Source organism: Pontimicrobium aquaticum (assembly GCF_005047595.1).
GTDB lineage: Bacteria > Bacteroidota > Bacteroidia > Flavobacteriales > Flavobacteriaceae > Pontimicrobium > Pontimicrobium aquaticum.
The window spans coordinates 140,398-166,503 of record NZ_SUPL01000004.1; the positions used below are offsets into that span (position 1 = coordinate 140,398).

25 protein-coding genes are annotated in these 26,106 nt (G+C 30.5%); 17 read left to right on the top strand and 8 right to left on the bottom strand.

Translation table 11 applies throughout. The features are described 5' to 3' along the window. Positions 1-5 precede the first annotated feature (5 nt). Complete coding sequence (locus E5167_RS08460; RefSeq protein ID WP_136843034.1) at positions 6-1,760, bottom strand: DUF262 domain-containing protein; 1,755 nt, start codon at positions 1,758-1,760, stop codon at positions 6-8. Between the two features lie 149 nt (positions 1,761-1,909). Between E5167_RS08460 and E5167_RS08465 the strand changes: the two genes are divergently transcribed. Genes E5167_RS08465 through E5167_RS08480 form a run of 4 tightly spaced genes read left to right on the top strand, consistent with a single transcriptional unit; the run spans position 1,910 to position 4,939 of the window. Beyond that, positions 1,910-3,169, top strand: a complete 1,260-nt coding sequence (locus E5167_RS08465) for a Y-family DNA polymerase (protein ID WP_136843036.1) — start codon at positions 1,910-1,912, stop codon at positions 3,167-3,169. Positions 3,170-3,216: 47 nt separating this feature from the next. Next, a complete protein-coding gene (locus tag E5167_RS08470; RefSeq protein WP_136843038.1) occupies positions 3,217-3,954 on the top strand; it encodes a Cthe_2314 family HEPN domain-containing protein in 738 nt (245 codons plus the stop codon). Positions 3,955-3,968: 14 nt separating this feature from the next. After that, positions 3,969-4,205, top strand: a complete 237-nt coding sequence (locus E5167_RS08475; protein ID WP_136843040.1) for a hypothetical protein — start codon at positions 3,969-3,971, stop codon at positions 4,203-4,205. 2 nt (positions 4,206-4,207) lie between these two features. After that, positions 4,208-4,939 (top strand): SOS response-associated peptidase, encoded by a 732-nt coding sequence (locus E5167_RS08480; RefSeq protein WP_136843042.1) that lies wholly within the window; start codon positions 4,208-4,210, stop codon positions 4,937-4,939. 67 nt (positions 4,940-5,006) lie between these two features. On the opposite strand, the gene E5167_RS08485 is transcribed toward E5167_RS08480, so the two are convergent. Beyond that, positions 5,007-7,688 carry a hypothetical protein gene (locus tag E5167_RS08485; RefSeq protein WP_136843043.1) on the bottom strand — a complete coding sequence of 894 codons (2,682 nt, stop codon included), beginning with the start codon at positions 7,686-7,688 and terminating at the stop codon, positions 5,007-5,009. 80 nt (positions 7,689-7,768) lie between these two features. Continuing rightward, positions 7,769-8,011, bottom strand: a complete 243-nt coding sequence (locus tag E5167_RS08490; RefSeq protein WP_169301403.1) for a helix-turn-helix domain-containing protein — start codon at positions 8,009-8,011, stop codon at positions 7,769-7,771. Between the two features lie 144 nt (positions 8,012-8,155). On the opposite strand from E5167_RS08490, the gene E5167_RS08495 reads away from it, so the two are divergent. The 4 genes from E5167_RS08495 (at position 8,156) to E5167_RS08510 (ending at position 11,326) form a co-directional block, all read left to right on the top strand. Continuing rightward, positions 8,156-8,917, top strand: coding sequence for a hypothetical protein (locus E5167_RS08495; protein ID WP_136843047.1), 762 nt, complete (start codon positions 8,156-8,158; stop codon positions 8,915-8,917). 35 nt (positions 8,918-8,952) lie between these two features. Further along, a complete protein-coding gene (locus E5167_RS08500) occupies positions 8,953-9,381 on the top strand; it encodes a hypothetical protein (RefSeq protein WP_136843049.1) in 429 nt (142 codons plus the stop codon). A 31-nt stretch (positions 9,382-9,412) separates the two neighbouring features. Further along, on the top strand, positions 9,413-9,796 hold the full coding sequence (locus E5167_RS08505) for a nuclear transport factor 2-like protein (RefSeq protein ID WP_136843051.1): 384 nt from the start codon (positions 9,413-9,415) through the stop codon (positions 9,794-9,796). A 933-nt stretch (positions 9,797-10,729) separates the two neighbouring features. Further along, positions 10,730-11,326 carry a recombinase family protein gene (locus E5167_RS08510; RefSeq protein ID WP_136843053.1) on the top strand — a complete coding sequence of 199 codons (597 nt, stop codon included), beginning with the start codon at positions 10,730-10,732 and terminating at the stop codon, positions 11,324-11,326. Positions 11,327-11,331: 5 nt separating this feature from the next. Here E5167_RS08510 and E5167_RS08515 read toward each other — a convergent pair whose 3' ends face one another. Continuing rightward, positions 11,332-12,069 carry a hypothetical protein gene (locus E5167_RS08515; RefSeq protein WP_136843055.1) on the bottom strand — a complete coding sequence of 246 codons (738 nt, stop codon included), beginning with the start codon at positions 12,067-12,069 and terminating at the stop codon, positions 11,332-11,334. Positions 12,070-12,711: 642 nt separating this feature from the next. On the opposite strand from E5167_RS08515, the gene E5167_RS08520 reads away from it, so the two are divergent. Beyond that, a complete protein-coding gene (locus tag E5167_RS08520) occupies positions 12,712-13,353 on the top strand; it encodes a Sir2 family NAD-dependent protein deacetylase (protein WP_136843509.1) in 642 nt (213 codons plus the stop codon). A 203-nt stretch (positions 13,354-13,556) separates the two neighbouring features. Continuing rightward, positions 13,557-14,732: a DUF4062 domain-containing protein gene (locus E5167_RS08525; RefSeq protein WP_136843058.1), complete on the top strand. Its 1,176-nt coding sequence runs from the start codon at positions 13,557-13,559 to the stop codon at positions 14,730-14,732. A 204-nt stretch (positions 14,733-14,936) separates the two neighbouring features. On the opposite strand, the gene E5167_RS08530 is transcribed toward E5167_RS08525, so the two are convergent. Both E5167_RS08530 and E5167_RS08535 read right to left on the bottom strand, forming a co-directional pair. Further along, positions 14,937-15,890, bottom strand: coding sequence for a phosphoribosylaminoimidazolesuccinocarboxamide synthase (locus E5167_RS08530; RefSeq protein ID WP_136843059.1), 954 nt, complete (start codon positions 15,888-15,890; stop codon positions 14,937-14,939). A gap of 138 nt (positions 15,891-16,028) precedes the next feature. After that, the gene (locus E5167_RS08535) at positions 16,029-16,982 is read right to left on the bottom strand and encodes a PhoH family protein (RefSeq protein ID WP_136843061.1); all 954 of its coding nucleotides are present in this window, start codon (positions 16,980-16,982) and stop codon (positions 16,029-16,031) included. Between the two features lie 111 nt (positions 16,983-17,093). Here E5167_RS08535 and E5167_RS08540 point away from each other — a divergent pair, with 111 nt between their 5' ends. The 5 genes from E5167_RS08540 (at position 17,094) to dnaN (ending at position 22,637) form a co-directional block, all read left to right on the top strand. Continuing rightward, on the top strand, positions 17,094-17,930 hold the full coding sequence (locus E5167_RS08540; protein WP_136843063.1) for an SAM hydrolase/SAM-dependent halogenase family protein: 837 nt from the start codon (positions 17,094-17,096) through the stop codon (positions 17,928-17,930). Between the two features lies 1 nt (position 17,931). Next, positions 17,932-18,228 carry a putative quinol monooxygenase gene (locus E5167_RS08545; protein WP_136843065.1) on the top strand — a complete coding sequence of 99 codons (297 nt, stop codon included), beginning with the start codon at positions 17,932-17,934 and terminating at the stop codon, positions 18,226-18,228. A gap of 8 nt (positions 18,229-18,236) precedes the next feature. Next, positions 18,237-19,076, top strand: a complete 840-nt coding sequence (locus E5167_RS08550; protein WP_136843067.1) for a class I SAM-dependent methyltransferase — start codon at positions 18,237-18,239, stop codon at positions 19,074-19,076. Continuing rightward, complete coding sequence (gene gldG, locus E5167_RS08555; protein WP_136843069.1) at positions 19,060-21,444, top strand: gliding motility-associated ABC transporter substrate-binding protein GldG; 2,385 nt, start codon at positions 19,060-19,062, stop codon at positions 21,442-21,444. Before E5167_RS08550 ends, gldG begins: the two co-directional genes overlap by 17 nt. A gap of 74 nt (positions 21,445-21,518) precedes the next feature. Further along, positions 21,519-22,637, top strand: coding sequence for a DNA polymerase III subunit beta (dnaN, locus tag E5167_RS08560; protein ID WP_136843071.1), 1,119 nt, complete (start codon positions 21,519-21,521; stop codon positions 22,635-22,637). A gap of 115 nt (positions 22,638-22,752) precedes the next feature. Here dnaN and E5167_RS08565 read toward each other — a convergent pair whose 3' ends face one another. After that, positions 22,753-23,091, bottom strand: a complete 339-nt coding sequence (locus E5167_RS08565) for a DUF4870 domain-containing protein (protein WP_136843511.1) — start codon at positions 23,089-23,091, stop codon at positions 22,753-22,755. 217 nt (positions 23,092-23,308) lie between these two features. On the opposite strand from E5167_RS08565, the gene E5167_RS08570 reads away from it, so the two are divergent. Then, complete coding sequence (locus E5167_RS08570; RefSeq protein WP_136843073.1) at positions 23,309-23,626, top strand: hypothetical protein; 318 nt, start codon at positions 23,309-23,311, stop codon at positions 23,624-23,626. Positions 23,627-23,695: 69 nt separating this feature from the next. Beyond that, positions 23,696-25,792, top strand: a complete 2,097-nt coding sequence (locus E5167_RS08575; RefSeq protein ID WP_239021965.1) for a TonB-dependent receptor domain-containing protein — start codon at positions 23,696-23,698, stop codon at positions 25,790-25,792. Positions 25,793-25,847: 55 nt separating this feature from the next. Here E5167_RS08575 and E5167_RS15400 read toward each other — a convergent pair whose 3' ends face one another. Further along, positions 25,848-26,000 carry a hypothetical protein gene (locus E5167_RS15400; protein ID WP_169301398.1) on the bottom strand — a complete coding sequence of 51 codons (153 nt, stop codon included), beginning with the start codon at positions 25,998-26,000 and terminating at the stop codon, positions 25,848-25,850. Positions 26,001-26,106: the final 106 nt, after the last annotated feature.

Sequence of the window (26,106 nt, forward strand, 5' to 3'; positions counted from 1 at the left end):
TGCTTTTAAGCTTCCTCAATTAATAGTATTTTACTAAACTCTGCTTTTAATAACTTTTCTCTTTCTTCAAAAAATTCAATAAAATTCCCAAAGTCCAATTCAACATTAGGAATGTAATGAACCTCCTTAAATTGGTTTTGATTCCTTTGGTCTGGGTAAATGTTATTTAACCAAATTTTAAATTCAGTATCCTTTTTTTCAATATTAGGAATAGCACCTATTAATTGTAAATTACCAATATAGTTGAACCAATCATAAAATGTTTCAATATCATCCTCTGAAATACCACGTTTCCGCAATTTTGACTTAGTAAAAAGGCTTTTAGGAAATATATGGTCAATATGAAATTGATTGCTGTAATCCAATTGCGGATAGAGTAATGATAAAATTGAAAAAGTAAATCCTTGTCCATACTTGTAATGCGTTAGATTCTCAATATCTTCAGTCGAGAATAGTAATGATTTAGTCGTTCCTTTAAATTTATCAATTATTAATCCTATTGGAAAACTATCGTGGTTTTCAAGTATGATTTTTCTAATTGGTCTTAAAACATTGTCTGGTTGCCCACTAAATGCTCTTTTTACAAGTGAAAGAATTAACCACTTTTTTATTTTCTCTTTATCTGCTAAATTTCTTGTTGAAGTTGGAAAACTGTCAGTTGCGCTAATTTTATACAAATAATATGCAATCGGAATAATAGCGTTGTTGGATGTCAATGTATCACGATTGTAGCCAAAACTTGAAACAAGTTTAACAGCTATTCTAATTGCACTCGTAAGTGCATCCCAATTCTGCTCTATTTTAAGCATATTGGCTTTATTGAAGTTATCTACTTTAAATGCAAAATCAGAAAATTCATTTATTACAAGGCTTGACTTTAACACAAAGTCTTTATTAAAGTTAAAGCCACTACCAATGTCATTTATTTCATCTACAAATTTTATTATTTCTTCTCTTGCATCTTTTTCTTCCCATTGAGCCGTTGCAATAGAAAGTAATAAGTCTGAATAGCTTAAAATAGTTCCACCGCTGTTAATTCTTATAAAGATATTAAGCACTTTATCTAATGATTGACTTTGTTCCTTATAGTAACTTATCAATGGTGTTATGTGAATGACGTTATGTAGCTTGAATAAGGCATTATTTGCAAATTCTGCTTGGTCAGGTTTGTAGTTTTGAAATATTTGATTCTTTATTAGATAAGAATTTACTTCTCCTGGTTCTTTTAAATTTAAAATGTCGCCTACTCTAAACCAATAATCATTTTCATTATTTTCTAATGCTTCTTCGTCAGTTAAAAACATAAAATCATATTCAAGTTCAGGATCTTCAGATTTCCTAACTAAATTTAGATAGAGTTTTTTCTTTGGGTAAGCTAAATCATTGTCCCATCTTTTACGAGGTAGTTTCTCAGCAAAACTTCCTTTTAACGCAATATAAATTGAAGTTAACCTTTGTTGTCCATCCAATATAGCTGTTATACCTTCTTCTCCACTTATATCCGCTTTAAGATTGTGTCGTCTATCTCTCTCGTGAAACTCTCTTAGAAACTCGTAAAATTCATAATCGTTAACACTTTCTTTATCAACTTGCCAAAACAGAAATGAACTTATAGGATAATTTCTCATTATACTATCAAATAGCCTTTCAATTTGAAATGTATTCCAAACAAATTCTCGTTGAATTGCTGGTAGTAAATACTTCTTTTTATGTATGTTATCTACAACATCAGAAATTTTTAAAGCTGTCTCGTATGACATATCGAATAAAATTAGTTTGTTAAATTATTAATTAAATATTTTTGGATGTCTAATGTACTATTTTTATAGTTTAAATTAATACAAGAAAATTAAACCTGATTTATTTCTTTATGGCTATTACTGACTAATGGAACCTAAACCTTTATAGAATGTTTGCACTTATTGACTGTAATAATTTTTACGCTTCTTGTGAACGTGTTTTTAATCCGTCATTAAACGGTAAACCAGTAGTGGTTTTATCTAATAACGATGGTTGTGTTATTGCACGTTCCAATGAAGCAAAGGCATTGGGTATTCCTATGGGCGCACCTGCGTTTGAATATGCCAAAGTATTTGAAGAAAATAATGTACCTGTGTTTTCTTCTAACTATGCCTTATATGGTGATATGAGTAGCAGGGTAATGAACTTATTATCTGAATTTACTCCTGAATTAGAAATTTACAGCATTGATGAAGCCTTTCTAAAATTTGAAGGATTCCAACTTTTTAATTTACAAGAAATAGGAGACAAAATGAGGTACAGAGTAACCAAAGGAACGGGCATTCCAATTAGTGTAGGGTTTGCACCTTCAAAGGCTCTTTCTAAGGTAGCAAATAAGATAGCTAAGAAGTTCCCTGAGCGCACTAATAACGTTTATGTGATAGATTGCGAAGAAAAGCGTATAAACACCTTAAAATGGCTTAAAATAGAGGATGTCTGGGGTATTGGTCGGCAACATACAAAAAGGCTAAAAAATCTCAATGTTCATAATGCTTTTCAGTTTACACAACTTTCTGATGATTGGGTTAGAAAAAATATGTCGGTTGTCGGTTTACGTTTAAAACACGATTTGGAAGGAAAACCTTCTCTTGACTTAGAAGCCAAAGCAAATAAAAAGATGATTGCTACAACACGCTCATTTGAGGGAATGCTAACCTCTTATCAGGATATTAAAGAACGAGTATCTACTTTTGCTATCTCTTGTGCTGAAAAGCTTAGACGACAGGACTCACATTGTAATCTGTTAATGGTCTTTCTGCATACAAACGGATTCCGTAAAGATTTGCCCCAGTACAGTAGAAACATTGTAATTAAAACACAATTTCCAACAAGTTCAAGTATTGATTTAGTTAAGTATGCGGAAGTCGGTTTAAAGGCTATATTCAGAGATGGGTTTCATTATAAGAAGGCAGGTGTTATTGTTATGGGGCTAACGCCAAGTAATCAAAAGCAATTTACCTTATTTACTTCTGAAAATCCAAAGCACCAACCAATAATGAATATTGTTGACAGGCTAAACAAAGCATACGGTAACAACAAAGTCAAATTTGGAAGCCAGTCTTTGGGTCGTCAATGGAAAATGAAACAGGAACGGCTATCTCCACGTTATTCTACCAATATCAACGAAATAATAGATATTAGAGTTTAATTAGTATTTTTATTTTCTATACATAACTAAAATCAATAATCAATTAAATGGGGCATATAGAAAATCATTATTCTGAAGTATCAAAATTCTTTAGCCGAGAAAATTTAATTAGTCTTTCGGATAATGAACATAATTATAATGGGTTGAATACAATGCAAATTTTACATTTAGAAAAAGTCAATCCTAACTTTGAAAAATTCAATAAGTTCAAAAATTTGTCTGATTTAAAAAACTGTAATAATGATTTAAAATTACTGACTGCAAATTTGTACTTATATCATCCACATATTAATAACCCTTTAAAAGAATTTAAAATAATAAGAGAGGAGAAAATATTTACTTATTTCCAAAACGGATATGATTGGATTTATTCAACATTTGTTAGTTGTTGCTATGAAAAATTATATAATTATTGGGATAGAATAGGCGACACTTTAGCATACTATTTGGAGTTAGATATTCCTGAATTTAGAGTTGGATTCGCTTCTGCAATTGATAAAATGATAAGTATGGAAATTTATAATTCTAATGAAAATTTTGAATTTTTAAGAAACTTTAAATCAAATGAATTTAGAGAGTTTAATAAGCATCGAAAAGATGTAGTCCACTATTATCAATTTGAGACAACGTATAAACACGAAATTGAAGAAAACTTTAACAATGAAGAAGAAATTGAAAAGCTTTGGAACTGGAAAAATAATATGCCAAACTATTTTAAAAACCATTTAAATTTATCCTGTATAGGATTTGTAAAAACTTATGAATTGATTAAAAAGTTTTCTTAAAACATAGATAGATAATGCTTATAAAAGAGTTTAATAATTTAGAGTACGAAGAAAAGTTGTTTTGTGTTGTTGACAATGGAACATTTGTAGATAACTATATTACAAATGAGGTTAGGATAAACTGTTATTCTCTTTTCAACTTTTTTGTTGAACTTGAATATGACCCGATAGAAAATAAAATTGTAAATGTTAAAAGTTTCAATTCTGGTGCAGAATTAGATAAGTATGTACCAAAAAGTAATATATTTTAAAAATGTGCTTCCATACTTCACAGACCAAAAAAACAATTGAGTTAGAAAATAGGTTTGATGTTTCACTTGTTGATGATGCGCTAAGGGATTATTTTGATACTCCAAGATACCATTTAAACGGTTTTTCTCACCCCAATATGTTAGTAATTCCACAGGAAAAATCCAATGTACTTGCTCCTGGTGTTTGGGGTATAGTGCCAAGTAATAAAACTAAAGAACAAATTAAACCATATTATAAAGAAGCAGTTAAATATGGAAGTGGGTTAAATGCACGTTCTGAAAAGGTGTTTAATCATTTTGTTTACAGAGGTTCAATAATGGAGAATAGATGTATAATACCAGTATCAGGTTTTTTTGAACCACACGACCACAAAGGTAAAAAGTACCCTTTCCATTTTAAAGATAAAGAAGATAAACCTTTAGCATTGGCAGGTCTTTATACAGTTATAGATACCTTTATAACTTTTACAATCTTAACCAAAGATGCTTCGCCATTATTTGCTAAAATCCATAACAAAAAAAATAGACAACCTGTTTTATTAAATATGGAATATGCTCATAATTGGCTATCTACAGATTTAAACGAATCTGATATAAAAGAGGTCTTAAACTATACTTATAAAGAAGAAGCATTAGATGCTTATCCCGTTAGTAAGAATTTATTCAGTCCAAAGGAAAATAGTGATGTTCCATCTATATTAGAAAAAGTTGAATATGAAGGTTTAGAAATATAGGGTTCAAGGCTTAAAAGAAGTAATAAAGAATATAATGAAAATTTTAAAATTTAATTAATAACATTCTTTAGGATTTACTCTTTAAATAAAGATAAGCCTCGTAGTACCTATCATTATTTGATTCTAATATTTGATTTATAATTTTTCGGTTAATCTCATCATTTGATTTGATTATGTTTTTAATAGTTACAAATGAACTTTTATAAGCTATATAAAACCAATGTATGTCGAACTTTGTCAAATCAAATTCATTGGGGTTAATTAAAAAATCATAATAATCAGATCGACCTAAAAAATCTTGAAGGTAGGTAAGAATTTCATCATCGTAGAATTGATATATATGATCTATAAAATAATTTAGACTTTCAATTTTATTTATTTCTCTATCATTTCTATTGGAAAAGTGATGATGTGTTTTTTCTTGGCTAAAATCATTTTCAACAGTTTTTTTAAACTTGCTCAAATATTTATCGTTACAAGCAATAATATCTTCAGATGTGAAAAAGTTATATAATATGTAATCAAAAGTAGTTTCATTGCTAAGTATATTATGAACTTTATTTAAAACCTTCTGTTTCTGTTCTTTTGAGCCATACTTATATAATCTAAATAGTATGTACCCTCTATAAAATCCAGTTTTGTTTTCTATATCTTCATTAAGTAGAAAATCAAAAACACTTAGCATAATAGAAATGTCTTTAAACTTGTCTAACAATTCAAATGCTTCTGTTACGGCTGAATTATTTGACATTTCTATATTCAAAGTTAGTTTTATGTATTCTTCCGCATTTCTTTTACTAAAACAATCAATTTTATTGTGGGCTAAAGGCTTTAAAGCTGGCAATAGTTTCTCAAATAGAAAATCATTTGACTTAATGAGATTGATAATTTTTGATATTATGATATTATCTTGCTTTTTTGAGAAACTCAAATGAGATTGTAAATAAAGAATTTTTTCTATTTCCTTTATGTGGTCGTCAATATAAGAGTGTTTTACGCCAAATTTAATTGTATGGGTTAAACTATTTATTTTATCATTGAATAATTCAAACAGTTGTTTGTTGTCCTTATGGTTATAATTAAGTTTTTTAATTTTTAAACTCCTAAAGCAATCTTTATAATCCTTTAAAGGTATATAAGGAATGGTTGTTTTGAGTATATAAAAATGCGCATTTAACTCAACACCTCTATCAATAGAAGCAAGTAGAGTAATTTTTAAAGTGTACTTGGCGAAACTCTGAATGTTTGTATATCTATCAAACATTATCCCATTTGAATAAATAAATTGATACAATTCAGACCATCTTAAAATATTGTTCCAATCTATATTTGACATAAAGGAGCTACCTATGCCGTTATGGGCATCATACCTTTCCTTGACTTTTTTGTAGTCGGCCATCAGCTCAAAAAAATCATAATCGAAGAATTTAGAATATTTTATATATCCTATTATTGAAGAAATACCTTCTTTTAATATTTTGTTTTCATTTAGTTGTTTTATTTTTTTTCTTTCCTCTTCAAACTCTTTACCTCCTGCTAACCACATTCCACGCATAATATTTTTGTTATACCCTGCAATGAAATAAACAATTGGGTAATTTTTCTTGTTAACGGTTTCGAGAATTTGATTGTTAATTTTTAGAGCTTCTGCGAAATGACCGATTTTGTAATAATAATAAGCTTTTTTAAGCAAATCTTTTGGTTCAGTAGAGTTATCATTTAAACATTTATCCTTTATAAGATGAGCTTCATTCCTGTTTAGTGTACAGTTGTAACAGTCACATTTTTTAGATGCCTTAGAATTTTTTATTTCGATATTTAGTGTTTTTCTCTGAAAACTGATACCAAAAATTAAGTTGTCATTTAAGGTTTTTAAAACCTTTTGGTATTTTTCAATTTCTTCATCGCTACCGAAATAAGATTTTTTAATTCTGCTTTTTCTATTTTTATACTGTATTAAGGATTTTTCAAAAAAATCAAATAGGCTTTTATTATTTGTAATCAGAGTAGTACCGTTAAAATATGTGTGGGCATCGTTACCAGAATTAAAAGGATATATATTGCTTAGATAAGAAAGAGGAATGAAATTTAACTCTTTGTAATAATAATTAGTTGCCTCAATAAGTTGCTGAAGAACATCTTTATTTTTAACTTTTAACTTAAAAGCTCTCCAACTATACAATTCATTTGAATTTTGAGAAATTGGTTTAGGTTTTAAATTTGCCTCTGCAAAGAATCTTGGATAGTCTGTATGATAGATTACTTCAATCGATTTTTCATTAAACTTTTTAACTATATCAGGATGTAAATCATAAGTGTTTTTGTCAACTCTGTAATCTGAATCATTAGCTACAAGATAAAAGCAAGTATTCTCAGGTAGCCCTAAAAGGGTGTTTAAAATGTATGTGTCTTGATGATTGTCTTTGTTATTGTGATTGGGTGCTTTTTTACTTAAAACCCAATCATTAACACCAGTTTCAATCGTTTTTAATTTTTCTGCTGAATTAAAAAGCGTTGATATACTATCAATTATTGAGTTGACTTCCTCAATAGAATTTGAATGAAGTTTATATGTGTTTTCTCTTACTTTTTCTAATTTCTTTTGATACTCTTTTTCTATGTTTTCAGGTAGAATTATTTTAATTTCTTCATTTTTTGTTTTGCTAAGAAGAATATCCAAATAATCAATCTCAACTTTTTCTATAAAGTTTAACCAAATATTAGTATCAAAAACTATTTTCTTAATCATATATCTTTACCAAAAATCTTTATTAAGACATAAAGTAAAGAAATACAATTTTAAGATGATAATGTTGTGAAGAATTTATCTTAACAATTCTCAAAGTTTAAAAGCTCATCAAAAGATACATTGAAAACTTTTGCAAATTTTATTACAGTAGATAACTTGGGTTCTTGAAGTCCTCTCTCATATTTCCTTACATTCTCTCTATCTATATTTAGAGCTGCACCAACATCCATTTGAGACATTTTACGCTCCAACCTTAATTTCTTTATCCTCTTACCAAATTTTACCACTTCTTTTGGTACAGGTGTTTTTCTTGTTCTTGGCATACAACAAAGTTGATTATTAACCCTTGTAAGTAAGGGATTGAATACAAGGGGTTGTATGCACGGCATATTTTATTATATTTGAATTGAGATAAACCGTAATGTTCCTCTATTCTGAAATCATAAATTTAACCTCAAAAAATACTAATGAAGAAAGTACTTATTATATTTATTATCACTATTTCTACATTCTACGGCTGTTCAACTTCAGATGATAACACGACCCAAAACATCAATTCGACTATTAACCCTCCTGAATGGATAAGGGGTGTATGGTTGGCAGGGACTTGGATAGATGCAGGCTATGAAATAACATCAGATGACTTTTGTTTTATTGAATTATGTGAAAAATCCTGTGTCGGAGATGAAATAGGAAGCATTAATATCACTTATGAAGAAGAAATTACTGATAATTATTACTCGATTGCAATAATTAGGTCAAATGCGGATAATACTTCGGCATCAAGGACAGAATATGAATTTGAAAAGGTTTCTGACACAGAAATCAAAAGGATAAACCAAAACACTATTTATACGAAGCAACAGGATGATTGGGAAAACTGTAATCTTTTTGATGAAAATGCTATTTATCCTCTCAATGGGGAAGATGCTTGGTTTGTTATTAGTGTTGGCAATGCACCTACCCAAGCTGTTGTTAAATTAGAAATACATTTTGAAGATGGTACAATAGAAACAGATGAATCAGATCCAAACTCATATATCCAAAGGGCAATTAGGATAGACAAAGAAGCAACAAAAGCTGTATTAACTGTTGAAGATTTAGACAGTTTGAGCGGTATTGATTATACCGTAATAGGTAGGTTATACAATTCTGATTACAGCGACCAGTACTTTGTCATTTATGAAGAAGATATAAGAGGTGTGATCAAAACCATATTTTTTGAGTAATAATTTAATAAGTCTGTTAATTTAAAAGTGTAATCATGGCATTTATGTATATCGGAATAGCAGTAGTTGTATTCATAATCATATTCAATATTTCTGACAAGGCAGTTAACAAAACTAAGCCAAAACGAGATGTTAACCGAGTAACAATGGATAGTATTGAAAAGGTAATGAACAAGCAACAAAAGGCTATGGATGATTTACAAAAAGTTGCAGAGGATAGGTTATTTAGAGCATTAACTTTAGGGTTAGAAAAAGCTTCTGTAGAAATCAGAGAGAATCCAGATTATCTTAAAAGATTTATGGATGTATTAATAGAGAATCAAAAAAAGGAAATAACTAAAACTGTTTATGAAACTTCCAACCCAAATATTCTTTTAAGTGATGAACAAATCAAATTTTCTATCGAACAAGCAGCTATAAAGGTTTCTAATCATGCCGAAAGATTAAACAATGAAAGAAAATAATTTTATAACTACATAAGCTTTAATTTACCCTATGACAAATAAAGATTTGGCAACCGAATATGCAAAGGCATTTAATAATTTAGATATTGCATACATAGAAGAACATTTAGCAGAAGATTTTAAATATACCTCTCAAAAGGTTTTTAGCCAAATGGAGTCCAAAGCTGAGTATTTGGATTATTTAAAAGGCAAATTTTCAACCTTAAAAAAATCCCAAACAAAATTAATTGCACGAATGGGTTTGTTTCGAGGTGAAAGCTGTTTCGCACTTTATCAAATAGATTTGAGTAAAAAAAGTAAAACAGAAACAGCTACTCTTTTAATGGAGTATGAAAATGGTAAAATAAAAAGTGCTTGTATGTGTATGATACCAAGTATTAGTGAAATTGAATTACTGGATGAATTGCCTTGTTAGTTTTAGAAAGGATTTATCAAATTAAAGGTGTGTTTTTCAAAATAATCTTCACAATATTTTAGTCATTAGAATTTTAATTAAAAAAAACTAATATTAAGAAAAGGACAATTCATTTTATTCAAAATATAGGCATCTAAAGGGATAATTAAGCCCTTTACTGAGGATGCACCCAAAAAGCCGTCATTTAGCTTCTTTTTATCACTAAATTTCTTACTGATATTGAATAACTTTAAATTTTATAAATTCTAAAAACCTACTATAAAACGGCTTGAATCTCTTGATATAGTTGAAGTTTCTTGAATTTTACATATTTGTTTACAAAATCACTTTGTATGCTTTTTTGTAGGTTTTTAAGAATCATCAAAAAAACGCCTTTTTATGCAAAAACACCTTAATAACCCCCTTTTTACCCAAAATGCCATTTTTTGCCCAAAATCCACATTCAGAAAAAAATAACTTTAATTTTTAATATCGGATAATTTTTAAATATTCAATTCTTTGAATCCCTTACTATATATAAGATACAAGATGTTTCATTGATTTTATTTATTGATATTTTCAAAAATACTTTGTATGTTTTTTTGTAGGTTTTAGAAGGTCTATAAAAAATTGCAAAAGAGACCCTGTTTCTACCGATAACCCCCCATATCTAAATCTTGTATTAAATCTTTTGGAATACCCCCTGCATATTCAAATTCAACTACTTAAAACAGCCTGAAATTTGGAATGGTTTTCCATAATGAAAAACTTAATAAATAAGAATATTATCATAAAATAATTAACGTGTTATATTTAGACTATACTCTTTTCGTGGCACATATTAAATTTCAAATTCAACATATTCATTAACAACAAACTGTATCAATAATACCTACCCTAATATTAGTATATGTTATACTAAAAACGTATATTTAATAATAAAACTTATTATTTATGAATGCACGTTATAATCGTATTTCAACGATAACGCAAAACATTGAAAGACAAGTAGCCAAAACACAACCTAATGAGCAACTTTACAATGATGTAATTAGTGGCTCAGTACCATTTGCTGACCGTCCGCAAGGCTTAAAGTTAATTCAGGATATAAAAGAGGACAAGATAAAATATGTTACAGTAAGTAGCATTGATAGACTGGGACGGAATACCTTAGATATTCTACAAACTATTGAATTGTTTAATGAAAGTGGGGTTAACTTACGTGTTGATAATTTAGGTATTGAGAGTATGACTAAAGGGAAGCCAAATCAAGTATTTAAGTTGATTATAAGTGTAATGAGTAATGTAAGTGAAATGGAGCGAGAAGCTATTTTAGAAAGGCAAAGGGAAGGAATCTCTCTTGCTAAACTAAAAGGAGTTTACAAAGGTAGAGTTAAAGGCTCGAAGGAATCGAAGAAAGAATTTTTAGTAAAATACAAAAATGTAAGCAGGCAATTAAAAAAAGGAAAGTCTTTACGAGATATTGCTAAACTATGTGATGTTAGTTTGGGTACAGTCCAAAAAGTTAAAGCTTATCAAGATGTTAGTTAAATTTATTATGCAGCGCATAGATATTTGTTATTTTTTTTGTTGTGTTCCATAATGGTAGTCCACCGTCTCTTTACCGTACTTAAACTTATTTTTGATGCATCAGATAATTGTATCTGGGTCATTCCGTCTTTATATGCTTCTAAAAGAATTTGAAGGTTTTTATTAAGTTTTTTCTTTCCGCTGTCTTTATTACATAAATCAGTTTTTTCTTGTGGCGATAATTCATAATCTGGATTCCAAACGATATTAAGATACTTTTTTCGACCATCAAAAGGAAAAGGTTCAGAAACTACCTTATTAACTATATCTTCAATCTTTTTAAATGATTTGGTTCTTTCTTCTGTTTGTTTAAAAACGTGATTAATTGGTGCATAGAAATGGTAAATTTGATTAGCCAAAGAAATTAAACTTTCCTTTTTAGCTTTTGTACAATAATAATAACCATTAATAATTGCAGTCAAAATTGGATAAAAGAGAAATAAAGAATTTGTTCTACTTTCAGGAAGTAAAACTTGCATATACTCAAATTTACCTTTTAAGAATGGCTCTCCGTTAAAATTCAATTTGCCCTTAACAATATGCTTGTTTGAAGTAAGAACATTACCAAAGGGTTTAGCATAAATACTTTTACCCTTTTTTTCTACAGGGCTAATTTTAAGTCCAGGTAAAGGTTTACCTAAATTAAATAAGTCTAATAGCTCTTCCTTTGTATTAGATGTAGTTGCGATTATTTTATATTCCATAATTCATAGCTTGTATTCGCAAAATTATAGCTATAGTTAGGAGCATCCAATTATGTCATAAAAAGTGAAGAAAACCCTACTAAACCAGTAGGGGTTAGGGTCGGTTTTTCTTTATATTATTATTATATACTGTATGACACCTAATTTTTTTAAAAAAGTAAGGTTGGAAACATAAAATACTAACAGTTAAAAACTTTTACTCAAATTTAGATTTTGATTAAAAGATAGACTTAAAAGAATCGAGTTAAAAAAAAAGATTATCAGGTGGTAAATTAAAGTGCTTCGCACACAAGAAATGCACCTGTAAAATTAAGTTTTTTGGTTAAAACCGACGTGCCGTCTGGTGTGCTATTTTTAGGAGTATCTATATAAATAGAAGTTAATTGGCACGTATAGCTATTTTACCTTTATTAGATTATTTAATCAAAGGTATAACCAGCTTTATGATAGAGTTAGTTAAAGGGCGGTAGAAGCTGTTTTTATATTAAAAATTAGAAAATTCAAATCTGATCCGCCCATAAACTTATTCTATCATATTTTAATTACTTAATTTAGATTTCTAAAATTCAATCTAAAAACTTTCTTATAGGTTCAATTTAAAGCTTTTAATTTATATTGCCTACAAATTGTTTTACAGCTGGTATGAGTGCCGAAAGCGACATTAAAACCTTTAGAGATGCCAACGGTTTATGGGAAGGTCATGATGTTATGAAGGTTGCGTCTCCTCAAGGCTTTGCAAAAAATCCTGAATTGGTTTTAGATTTTTACAATCAGCGTAGAAGACAGTTATTTAAAGTACAACCAAATACTGCTCATGTGGCGTTAGCTAATCTAGAAAAAGATTTTAACGTAACCATTGTCACACAAAATGTAGATGATTTACACGAGCGTGCTGGAAGTAGCAACGTGTTACATTTACATGGCGAATTGCTAAAAGTCCGTAGTACTTATGACGAATTTGATATTAAAACGTGGAACACCGATTTAGTTTTGGGTGACGTTTGCGAAAAAGGCTACCAATTACGACCACATATTGTATGGTTTGGTGAAGCAGTACCAATGATAGAAAAAGCCATAGATATATGTGAAACAGCCGACGTATTACTAATTATTGGCACCTCAATGCAAGTATATCCTGCAGCTAGTTTAATGCACTATGTAAATCCTGATACCAACATATTTTATATCGATCCAAAACCAGCAATGCATAGTAATTCGCAAGTCACAGTAATTGCTGAAAAGGCTACTGTTGGTGTTAAAGAAGTAATTAGGTTATTAAAGTAATTATTTTTAAAATAAAATTTATCATTTAACTATAAGCTAGGAAACAAAAAGTAGTATTATATACGTAGTTCTACGTATTGAATTTCTTACTAAAAATAACTACCTTTGTTTAACAGTTGATATAAAACACCTGTATTAAGTTTATCGAAGTATTGAAACGTTAGATATCATCATATTGGCAATAATTAAACACACATAACTGAATGGCAAAAACCGTTACCAAATACTCCATTTTTATCGCTTCCCCATCTGATTTACAAGAGGAAAGAATAGCAATTGAAGAAGTAACTAAAGAACTGAATTTAACTTTTGGAATTAAACAGAACATTGTAATTGAATTGTTAAAATGGGAAACCCATTCAGCGCCTGGAATATCAGAAATTCATCCACAAGAAATAATTAATGAAGATATAGGTAATGAATACGACATTTTCATAGGTTTATTATGGAAAAAATTTGGAACACCTACAGAAAAAACAGGTTCTGGCACGGAGGAAGAGTTTTTAAATGCATTTGATAGATTTAATAAAAAAGAAAATATTCAAGTGCTATTTTATTTTAAGGACGCGGTTCCTAAATCTTTAAAAGAAATAAACGCTTCTGAATTAATAAAAATAGAAAACTTTAAAACTGACCTATGCGAAAAAAAAGCTCTGTATTGGGAATTTGATACTTGCGAAAATTTAAAAAATTTTTTAAGAATACATATTCCAAAAAGAATAACTAATCTAATTGAGAATTCTGATAAAAAGACAGAAAGAAAATTAGTTGAAACTATTATAGAAGAAGAGGAATATGGTTTATTAGACTACAGTGAAATGTTTGAGGATTTTATACATAACTCAACTAATTCATTAACACAAATTTCCGAATCAACACAATGGATAGGAGCTGAAATTACCAAAAAAGCTGAAGAAATTACGAGGTTATCAAAACTACCAAATGTAAATAATTCAGTTGTCAGAGAAACTTTTAAACGAACAGCTAAATTACTGGAAAATTATATTAATAGATTAAAAACCGAAACTCCAATATATTATACAAATTTTGAGGATGCTATTAAAGCCGGAAGCAATCTAGTAAATCTTTCTGACGATTTTAAAAATGATGATACAATTCACGAATTAGAAGAGTTAAAAGAATCTTTAATTATACTCAGAACTTCACTACCTGACTCATTGGAATCTATGCTTTCTTTTTATGAAAGTGTGGAAAGCTTACCTAGAATTCAAAAAGACTTAAACATTGCAAAAAAGAAATTATTAATACAACTAGAAGATTTGATAGATAAATTGAGAAAGTCAATAAGTTTAACAACTGAGTTTTCTAACGAAATAGGAAATAAAATAGATAAATTATCAATTGAAAACAAAAAATAATTTTTACTAACAATGCGCATAAAAAACTGCTTAATTCTAACTATATATGATATTTAAAACAAATAAAAAGCATATTTTTAATCAGCCTAAAATTGCGCTTTCAAAATCCGTACTTTTCATGCTCTAAACCGTTAATCAAAATAAAAAAATAAATCCTTCGCTTTTACTTCGACTTCGTTCAGTGTAACACTTAGAATGATACTGTTACTTTTCACTTAAATACCCCAACACATTCTCCTCAATACGCTTTTGTATATTACTTACATTGGCTTTTACAAAAGGCTCTCCTGTAATATTTTCATACAATTCAATATAACGCTCGGAAACAGAAGCAATATAATCGTCACTCATTTCTGGAAGGATTTGTCCCTCAAGCCCTTGAAATCCGCTACTTATCAACCATTGGCGCACAAACTCTTTAGAGAGTTGCTTTTGTGCTTCTCCTCTATCCTGGCGTTCTTGATAACCGTCAGCATAAAAATAACGTGAGGAATCTGGAGTGTGGATTTCGTCAATCAAAACAATCTTTCCATCCTTGGTTTTACCGAATTCATATTTGGTATCTACCAAAATTAAACCTCTGGAGGCAGCAATCTCACTTCCTCTTTTAAATAGCTTTCTAGTATAATCTTCTAAAATCAAGTAATCGTCCTCACTAACAATCCCTTTAGCAAGGATATCTTCACGCGAAATATCTTCATCATGGTCACCTTGTTCTGCTTTGGTTGCTGGTGTAATAATAGGTTCTGGAAATTTATCGTTCTCTTGCATCCCTTCAGGCATTGGCACACCACAAAGCAAACGTTTTCCAGCCTTATACTCACGAGCCGCATGACCAGACATATAACCACGAATTACCATCTCCACTTTAAAAGGCTCACATAAATGCCCTACAGCCACATTAGGGTCTGGTGTGGCAAGCAACCAGTTTGGTACTAAATCTTCCGTAGCCTTCATCATTTTAGTGGCTATCTGGTTTAGTATTTGTCCTTTATACGGAATACCTTTTGGCATGACTACATCAAATGCAGAGAGTCTGTCTGTAGCAATCATGACCAACACATCGTCATTAATATTATAAACTTCACGTACTTTTCCTTTATAAACACTTTTCTGACTTGGAAAATTGAAATTGGTATCTGTGATGGTATTGTTCATTTATTTATTTTTTGTCGTCTTTGCGAGAAGAGCAATGACGAAGTAATCTGATTGTTTAATATGTTATTTAAAAAGATTGCCACTACTGACTGTAAACGTCAGTATCACAATGACAATTCTTTTTACTGCCAACTAATTTTATTCTCTGTTCTCAATATTTTTATAGGCTGCAATAACTTTCTTTACTAATTTATGGCGAATGACATCTTTATCATCTAAAAAGATAATCCCTACACCATCAATATCCTTTAAAATAAGCAAGGCTTCTTTTAACCCAGAAATGGTACGTCTTGGTAAATCTATTTGCCCAGGATCTCCAGTTAAAAGAAACTTTGCGTTTTTACCCATTCTGGTTAAAAACATTTTCATTTGTGCATGGGTAGTATTTTGTCCTTCATCTAAAATTACAAAAGCATTATCAAGTGTTCTACCTCGCATAAAAGCCAAAGGTGCTATTTGTATAATGCCTTTTTCTATATAGCCATCTAATTTCTCGTGAGGAATCATATCGCGTAATGCATCATACAACGGTTGCATGTAAGGGTCTAGTTTTTCTTTTAAATCACCTGGAAGAAATCCTAGGTTCTCACCAGCTTCTACTGCAGGACGCGTTAAAATAATGCGCTTTACTTCTTTATTTTTTAAAGCTTTTACAGCTAAAGCCACACCTGTATAGGTCTTACCTGTTCCAGCAGGACCAATAGCAAACACCATATCGTTTTTACGCATGCTCTCAACTAGCTTTCGTTGATTAGCTGTTTGCGCCTTAATGAGTCTTCCTGCTACACCATGCACCAATACTTCTCCACTAGCCTCAGTAGTAGCATAATCATCACTTGACAGGCTAGTAAGCACACGTTCAATAACATTTTCGTCCAGTTTATTATACTTTCCAAAATGCGTCATAAGCATGGTTAAACGTCTGTCAAATTCTTCTAGTAATTCTTCATCACCAAAAGCTTTTAATTTATTTCCTCTGGCGACTATTTTTAATTTTGGAAAGTACTTTTTAAGAAGTTCTATATTGGCGTTTTGCGCGCCAAAAAATTCTTTTGGGCTTATCTCTTCAAGCTCGATAATTAATTCGTTCAAATGCTGAAAAATTTTATAAAATAAATCACTTTGGATTTATTAGTTTTGTATGTCTCAAAAGTACAAAAATTAATAGCAAATAACTTTAAGAAAATATCAACAAATTTGCCAATGGCAATCATAACTTTAACAACAGATTTTGGAGAGAAGGATCACTTTGCTGGCGCAATTAAAGGTGCTATTTACAGTGAACAACCAGAAGTAAAAATTGTTGATATCTCACACTCTGTGTCACCTTTTAGTATTTCAGAAGCCGCTTATATTATTCAAAATGCATATAGTAGCTTCCCAAAAGGTACCATTCATGTTATAGGTATTGATTCTGAACTAAATCAAGAAAACAAACACATTGCTGTAAAACTTGATGACCACTACTTTATTTGTGCCAATAATGGTATTATGAGTATGATTTGCTCAGTGATTGCACCTGAAAAAATAGTAGAAATCAATATTCATGATAAAATTGAAACAAGTTTTCCTGTACTAGATGTGTTTGTAAAAGTGGCTTGCCATATAGCTAGAGGTGGAACACTTGAAGTTGTTGGTAAAACTATTGATACTATAAAACCAATAAAAAATTTGATTCCGTTTGTTAATGACGAAAAGAATCAAATTATTGGAAATGTTATTTATATTGATAATTATGGTAACGTAGTCACCAATATAAGAAAGAAATTTTTTGAGGACATACAAAAAGGAAGAGCTTTTGAAATTTCGGCGAGGAATTATAAGTTTAAAACCATTTATTCAAAATATAGTGATGTTGTTAACTTTGATATAGAAGAAGATAAGCGTAATGATGAAGGAAAGGCACTGGTAGTTTTTAACTCTTCAAAATTTTTAGAAATTGCTATCTACAAGAGCAACACCACAACTGTTGGTAGTGCTTCAACACTCATGGGTTTGTCTATGAGAGATACTGTAACTATTAACTTTTTAAATGATTAATATGTTTGTACGAATTGTAAAAATGAGTTTTGACGACGCTAATATAAAACACTTTAAAAGTGTGTTTGAAACTCATAAAACATCAATACGACATTTTCCAGGTTGTCTTTTTTTAGAATTGTACCAAGATAAAAACCAACCAAATATATTTTTCACCTATAGTTACTGGAATGATGAAACCGATTTAGAAAATTATAGAACCTCAGAATTGTTTAAAAACGTTTGGTCTAAAACCAAAACACTATTTAATGATAAACCGCAAGCTTGGAGTGTAGATAAAGTTGTAAGTTTACCGTAAAAAATTTAATGTCATTAATTAGAAACATATATTATAAGCTTCCAGTCTCATTACGATATGTTGTAAGGCGTTTGGTTTATCTCCCATCTGATCTTTTTAGTAAGCGTGATGAATTAGTGCCACCTAAAGGAATGATATATACTGGAACTGGGGATTATTTAAAGGTTGGTGATATGTTCTTTAAACATTTTCAAACCTATGGAAATTTCACACCGGAAAGTACCATATTAGACATAGGCTCAGGAATTGGACGCATGTCTATTCCATTTACAAAATTTTTAAATAGTAAAGGGTCGTATAGAGGATTTGATGTTGTAAAAAAAGGGGTTAATTGGTGCACTAAACACATTACGTCAAAGTTTCCTAACTTCCAATTTACTTATATACCTTTAAAAAATGATCTTTATAATTTATCAACAACTGATAAAGCAAGTAACTATAAGTTTCCCTATAAAGACAATGAATTCGATTTTGTATTTCTAACTTCTGTATTTACGCATATGCTACCAGATGATGTTGACAACTATTTAAATGAAATTGGTCGTGTATTAAAATCTAACAAAAGATGCTTGGCGACTTTTTTTATTTTAGATGATGTTTCTAGAGCATTAATGGTAAATTCTGATAAACATTTTAAATATCCAAGGAAGAATTATGCACTGATGAGTGAAAGAGTTAAAGAAGCCAACGTTGCTTATGATAAAGAATATTTATTTAAACTAATTCAGGATAAAGGATTTAGAATAGAAAAATACCTTGAAGGGTCTTGGTCAGGAAAAACAGATAACGTATTATCATATCAAGACATCCTTATTTTAAAAAAAAACTTAAATGCTAGCGATACTTAAAAAAGAAATTCAGTCGTTTTTTACCTCACCAATTGGTTATTTAGTCATTGCTATATTTTTATTGACCAATGGATTATTTCTATGGGTTTTTAAAAGTGAATTCAATGTCTTAGACTATGGGTTTGCAGATTTATCGTCCTTTTTCTTTTTAGCTCCTTGGATATTACTTTTTTTAATACCAGCAGTATGTATGCGAAGTTTTAGTGATGAGAAAAAACAAGGGACTCTAGAACTATTACTGACTAAGCCCATTTCGCATACCAATGTTGTACTAGGGAAATACTTAGGTGCCTTTGTACTCATTCTTATAGCTTTACTCCCAACCTTAATTTACGTTTACACGGTTTATCAATTAGGAAATCCCATTGGTAATTTAGATACTGGAAGTACCATTGGCTCCTATTTTGGCTTGCTGTTTCTAATTGCAGCATATACATCTATTGGTATTTTTGCCTCTATACTAACCGACAATCAAATAGTCGCTTTTATAACAGCCATTGCTATCTGTTTCTTCTTTTATTATGGATTTGATGCCATTGCTGATGTTTCTACTAGTACATTTATAGAGCAGTTAGGAATGAATTACCACTTTAAAAGCATTGGGCGAGGTGTTATTGACACTAGAGACGTGCTTTATTTTGTAAGTGTAACGATATTTTTTCTTGCGCTAACCATTGTAAAAGTTGGTAATAAAAGTATCAATAAAAAGAAATGGGTTACGCTATCTGTATTGTTGCTAGGACTTTTTGTAGTGAATATCTTTTCAAACTCGATGTTTAAACGTTTCGACTTAACATCAGATAAACGCTATACACTAAGTGAGGCTTCAAAACAATTAGTAAAAGATGTAAGTTCTCCTATAATTATAGATGTGTTTTTAGAAGGTAAAGGTTTCCCATCAGAATTTAGACGGTTAAAAACCGAAACACAACAATTGCTAGAAGAGTTTACCAATACAAACCAGAATATCAATTTTGCATTTATAAACCCTATTGCAGATGAAGCCAGTAGAAATATAAACATCCAGCAGTTATCTGAAAGAGGGTTAACGCCAATGCAATTAAGTGTTCAGGAAAATGGCAGGACCACACAAGAGGTGATTTTTCCTTGGGCTTTGGCAAGCTACAACGACCAAACCGTAAAAATTCCGTTACTAAAAAACAATATTGGTGCGACCAATGAAGAGAAAGTAGCCAATTCAATCCAACATCTAGAATATGCTTTTGCAGATGGATTTAAAAAATTGATTCACCAAAAAAGTAAAAAGGTGGCTGTACTAAAAGGCAATGAACAGTTAGACAATCGTTATATAGCCGATTTTGTAAAAACCATTGGCCAATACTATTTAACTGCACCTTTTACCTTAGATAGTGTTGCTAGCAACCCTCAAAAAACACTGGATCAATTAAAAGATTTTGACCTTATAGTATCCGCAAAGCCTACTGAAGCCTTTACTGAAGAAGAAAAATATGTGTTAGACCAATACACCATGAATGGTGGCAAAAGTTTATGGTTAGTTGATAAAGTGGCTATGGATAAAGACAGCCTCTACAACGAATCTGGAGTGAGTTTCGCTACAGTTAGGGATTTAAATTTAACCGATTTCTTTTTTAAATATGGTGTAAGAATCAACCCTGTTTTGGTAAACGACATGTACTCTGCTCCTATTGCGTTAGCTATTGGTGAAGGTAGTGAGGCGCAATTTCAACCTGTACAATGGCAATATTCGCCTTTAGCTTCAGGTAATAGCGAACACCCAATTGGCAACAACTTAAACTTAGTAAAGTTTGATTTTGCTAATCAAATAGACACTTTAAAAAATTCAGTTAAGAAAACCATTCTATTAAAAAGTTCACCACTTTCAAAACTAATTGGTGTTCCAAAAGAAATAAGTCTAGAAAGCATTACACAAGAGCCAGATAGAAGTACTTATAATAACGGAAACCAAACCCTTGCAGTACTGTTAGAAGGTGAGTTTACTTCGGTTTATAACAATCGTGTAAAACCGTTACAGTTAGCTAACGACAAATCAACTAGCGTATCCACAAAAATGATAGTGGTTGCTGATGGCGATGTTATTAAAAACGAATTAAGGCGAAGTGGTCCATTGGAGTTAGGCTTTGATGCGTGGACAGGACGTATGTATGGTAACAAAGAATTCTTATTAAATGCCATTAACTATTTATTAGATGACAACGGACTTATAAACATTCGTTCCAAGGAAATAGCCATTGCATTTATGGATCCTGAAAAAATTAGTACCCAAAAACGTAAATGGCAAATTGTAAATATCGCATTACCACTAGTTTTGCTTGGTGTTTTTGGCTTTGCTTTTAACTTTATAAGAAAGAAAAAATACGCTACCTAGTTGTTAATAAGTTTGTTTCTTATTTAGGTAGCTATAAGATATATTTGTAATAACTAATTATACGAAAGATATTCATGAAATTTATAGTATCAAGTACTTATTTACTTAAACAATTACAAGTTTTAGGAGGCGTTATAAATAACTCTAACACCCTACCGATTTTAGATAATTTTTTGTTTGAACTCAACAATTCCGAATTAACAATTTCTGCAAGTGATTTAGAGACAACCATGTCGTCAACCATCAATGTTGAAAGTGATAGCACAGGAAGTGTTGCTATTCCAGCAAAATTATTACTAGATACTTTAAAAACATTTCCTGAGCAACCATTAACTTTTATTGTTGAAGACAACAATACTATTGAGATTAGCTCAAATCATGGTAAATATGCGTTAGCTTATGCCAATGGCGAAGAGTTTCCAAAAGCAGTAGCTCTTGAAAACCCTAGTGCTACAACACTATCTGGTGATGTATTATCAACTGCAATTTCTAAAACTATTTTTGCAGCTGGAAATGACGATTTACGACCTGTAATGAGTGGTGTGTTCTTTCAATTTTCAACAGATAGTCTAACCTTTGTAGCTACTGATGCTCATAAATTGGTTAAGTATTCACGTAGTGATGTATCTGCAAACGAAACAGCTGAATTTATTATGCCTAAAAAGCCTTTAAATCTTTTAAAGGGAATTTTAGCTGGGACTGACGAAGATGTGTTGATTGAATATAACGATTCTAACGCAAAGTTTACTTTTGATAGCTCTGTACTGATTTGTCGCTTAATTGATGGAAAATACCCTAATTACGAAGCAGTAATTCCTAAGGAAAATCCTAATAAGTTAACTATAGACAGAACACAGTTTTTAAACTCTGTAAAACGTGTGTCTATTTTCTCAAATAAAACCACACATCAAATACGTTTAAAAATTGCAGGTGCCGAATTAAATATTTCTGCTGAAGATATTGACTACAGTAACAAGGCTGAAGAACGTCTAACTTGCGATTATCAAGGCGATGATATGCAAATAGGGTTTAACTCACGTTTCTTAACCGAAATGCTTAGTAATCTTAGCGCTAGTGAGGTACAACTAGAAATGAGTTTACCAAACAGAGCAGGAATTTTAACACCAATTGATGGGTTAGATGAAGGTGAAAATGTAACGATGCTAGTGATGCCTGTGATGTTAAACAATTAAGGTTTTAAGAAGAATAAATAAAACATAAACAAAAGCTCACCAAATGGTGAGCTTTTTTATTATCTCGAAAATAAACTAACTAACTAATAAAACTAAGAGATAATGAGCTTTTATATTATTTAATAAACTGAATAGACATTGGATAACTTGGGGTTTCGCCATTACTAGCTTTAATAGCATTAATAATTGGAAACACTACAGAAATAATGCCTAATATTATTAAGCCTAAAATCCCTAATCCTAACAACAATATTAATGGAATACAAATAAGGGAATATACTAAAATACTTAATTGAAAGTTAATAATGTTTTTGCCGTGGCCATCCATATCATACACACGCTCTTTATTAACAAGCCATAAAATTAATGGCAATAACAAACTTCCAAACCCTACAGCTAAGGTAATTAACTGACTTAAATGTGTTAGCACTATAAGCTGTTTGTCTTCTCTCATTGTTATATATTCGTCTGTTTTCATGATTAATATTTTTGATTGATTACCTGTTTGACGCAGACATGTAACAAATGTTACAAAACAACACCTATAATTTAAAAAAGTGACAAAAATCAGTTACAATTAAGAATATCTAAAATATCTTTGCCATGTGAAATATGGCCTTATTATATTATCGTATATTTTATCCACACTAATACTTTTTAACAGTATGAAAGTGTCTTTGACATTTGCATACTATGAGTTGGATCCTATAGGCTTTATTGAAAATTTATGTGAAAATATTGACAAACCCGAATTACAATGTAACGGTAAATGTCAATTAATGAAAGCTGCTAAATCCAGTTCAAGTGAAAATAAAAACGCTCCAAACATTATTAATTTTAAGGACATACTACTTTATAAAGAAAACATAATTACATATGTATTTACAAAAGATTTAGTAGTTGTATTTCAAAATTATAATTATCAAAATTTTTACAGCTATCAAAATCTATCAGACTGTTTTCATCCTCCTCAAATAGTCTTCTCATAACACAAGTCTTTAGGTAAATTAATTACCAAACATCACTATTAAATTTAAAAAAATTTAAACATTTAAATTATGAGAAAAATATATGGTATGCTCTTGTGCGTACTAATCTCAACTGTATCTTTTGCTCAAAACAAGAAAGAAAAAGATACCACAACTCAAAAAACAGTTAAGTTAAATGAAGTTATTATTGTCGGAAATGTTAAAACAGATCCAACACACTCTAAAGTCTCCAATAAATATGAAGAGAATGTTGTGCAACCAAAAAATGTTGCCGACTTATTTAAAAATATAACTGGGTTTTCAACAATTAAAAGAGGTAATTATGCTATTGACCCTTCTTTTAGAGCCTCAAATTATGAGCAGTTAAATGTTCAGTATGATGGAGGTACAAAAGCAATGCATGCATGTCCTAATAGAATGGATCCTATAACCACACATATTATTCCAGAAGAAATTGCCAAAATTGAAATAATTAAAGGCCCTTACACAGTAAGGTATGGTACTACTTTTGGTGGTGTCATTAACATAGTTACTAAAAAACCAGGAGTAGATGATTATGGTTTTCATGGAAATGCCTCTGTAGGTTATGAAGACAATGGAAGCTCTTTTTCTAATATGGTTGCCTTAAAATATGCCACTAAAACATACGATCTTACTGCAAATGCAGGCTATAAAGATTTTGGGAGCTATGAAGATGGCTCCGATAAAGAAATTCCGTCATCATTTAGAAGTACCGATTATGGTATAAAATTTGGCTATAATTTTTCAGAAAGAGAACGTATTCAAGCGCATTGGCGCCAATCTTTTGGTAGAGATGTTTTACATGCTGCGTTGCCTATGGATACTGATTATGACAATAGCAGCATCCTATCGTTAGATTATAAAAAGGAATTTGAAAACAGCAAATTAAAAAGCTTAAGTACCAAAGTCTATTATAGTTATGTAGATCACTTAATGACCAATGCTAATAGACCTAACTTCATGATGGTTGAGGCAGCATCTGCGGTAGAGGCCACTACTATTGGTGGTAAATTAGAACTAAAAGTTGTGCCTAATGAAAACTGGCAATTTTATAGTGGCTTAGATGCCACTTATATTGGTAGGGATGGTAATAGAGAACGCTTAGTAAAAATGATGAACGGTATGCCAATGCCTATGCCTATGTCTTTTACAGATAAGGTTTGGCAAGACTCCAACATAGCTGATTTAGGTGTATTTACCGAAGCTAAATGGTTTGCGAGCAATTCAACCATTTTTAATTTTGGGCTTCGTTATAATATGGTAATAAGTAATATTAAAGATCCTGCCGACAATTTTGAAACAATGTACGATTTAGGCAGACGTACCGAAGGCAATATTAGTGGAACCGTATCTGTTAAAAAAGTAATTTCCCCGGATTTTACATTAGAAGCTGCTTATGGTAGAGGTGTAAGATCGGCAAATATGATAGAGCGTTTTATAAACCACTTTACCGTTGGACAAGATCCTTATGAGTATGTGGGAAATCCTAACTTAAAAGCTGAAGTAAACAATCAATTTGAAGTTGGATTTAAAGGAAAAAAAGATTTAACTAATAGCTTTAATAAGTTTGCTTATTCAGCTTCATTTTATTATGCTTTTTATGAAAACTACATTGTTGGTGTTGTAGATGAATCACTTAACAGACTCTATATGCCAATGCAAGAACCAAGACATCCAAAGGTGTTTAGAAATATGGATAAAGCCTATAAAACAGGATTTGAAGCCGAAATGAAAATTGATTTTTTAGACAACTTCTATTTTAAAACCGACATTTCTTATGTATATGCAAAAAACAAAGACTTAAACGAGTCATTACCTCTTACTCCACCTCTTACAACTAAACTTGGTTTAGGTTTTGAGAAGAAAACATATTGGGCTAATGCAACATTTAATTTAGTATCTAAGCAAGATAACATTGCTGAAACCTTTGGAGAAACATATACAAAAGGGTATGAAACATTAGATATTCGCTTGGGACTAAAGCCTACTAAAAATATTACTATAGGTTTAGCTGCTACTAATGTTTTTGATCAAACATACAACGATCATTTGAGCTTTTCATTTACAAATCAAACAGGGTTTAACAGAGTTCCTATTAACGAACCTGGAAGAAACTTAACCGCGTTTTTACAGTATAAGTTTTAATAAAAAAAGAGGGCAAATTAATTGTCCTCTTTTTTTTTACTAATTTAATTTATTTCTAATCTTTATTCTTTTTTCCACTGCTCATAAAAGAAATTAGTGCAACAATTAAAATTAAACAGGCTAATCCAAAAACAGCCATCATAATAACACCGTTGTTCCAATCGTATAAAGCGATACTACTATTTATCATATTTAAAAGTATTTTCATTGTTTATCAAAAATATAGTTAATGAATTAAATATTTTATGACTTTTATCACAAAAAAAAGCCCAAGAAACCTTGGGCTTGCTATTAATCAACACTAAAATTAGACG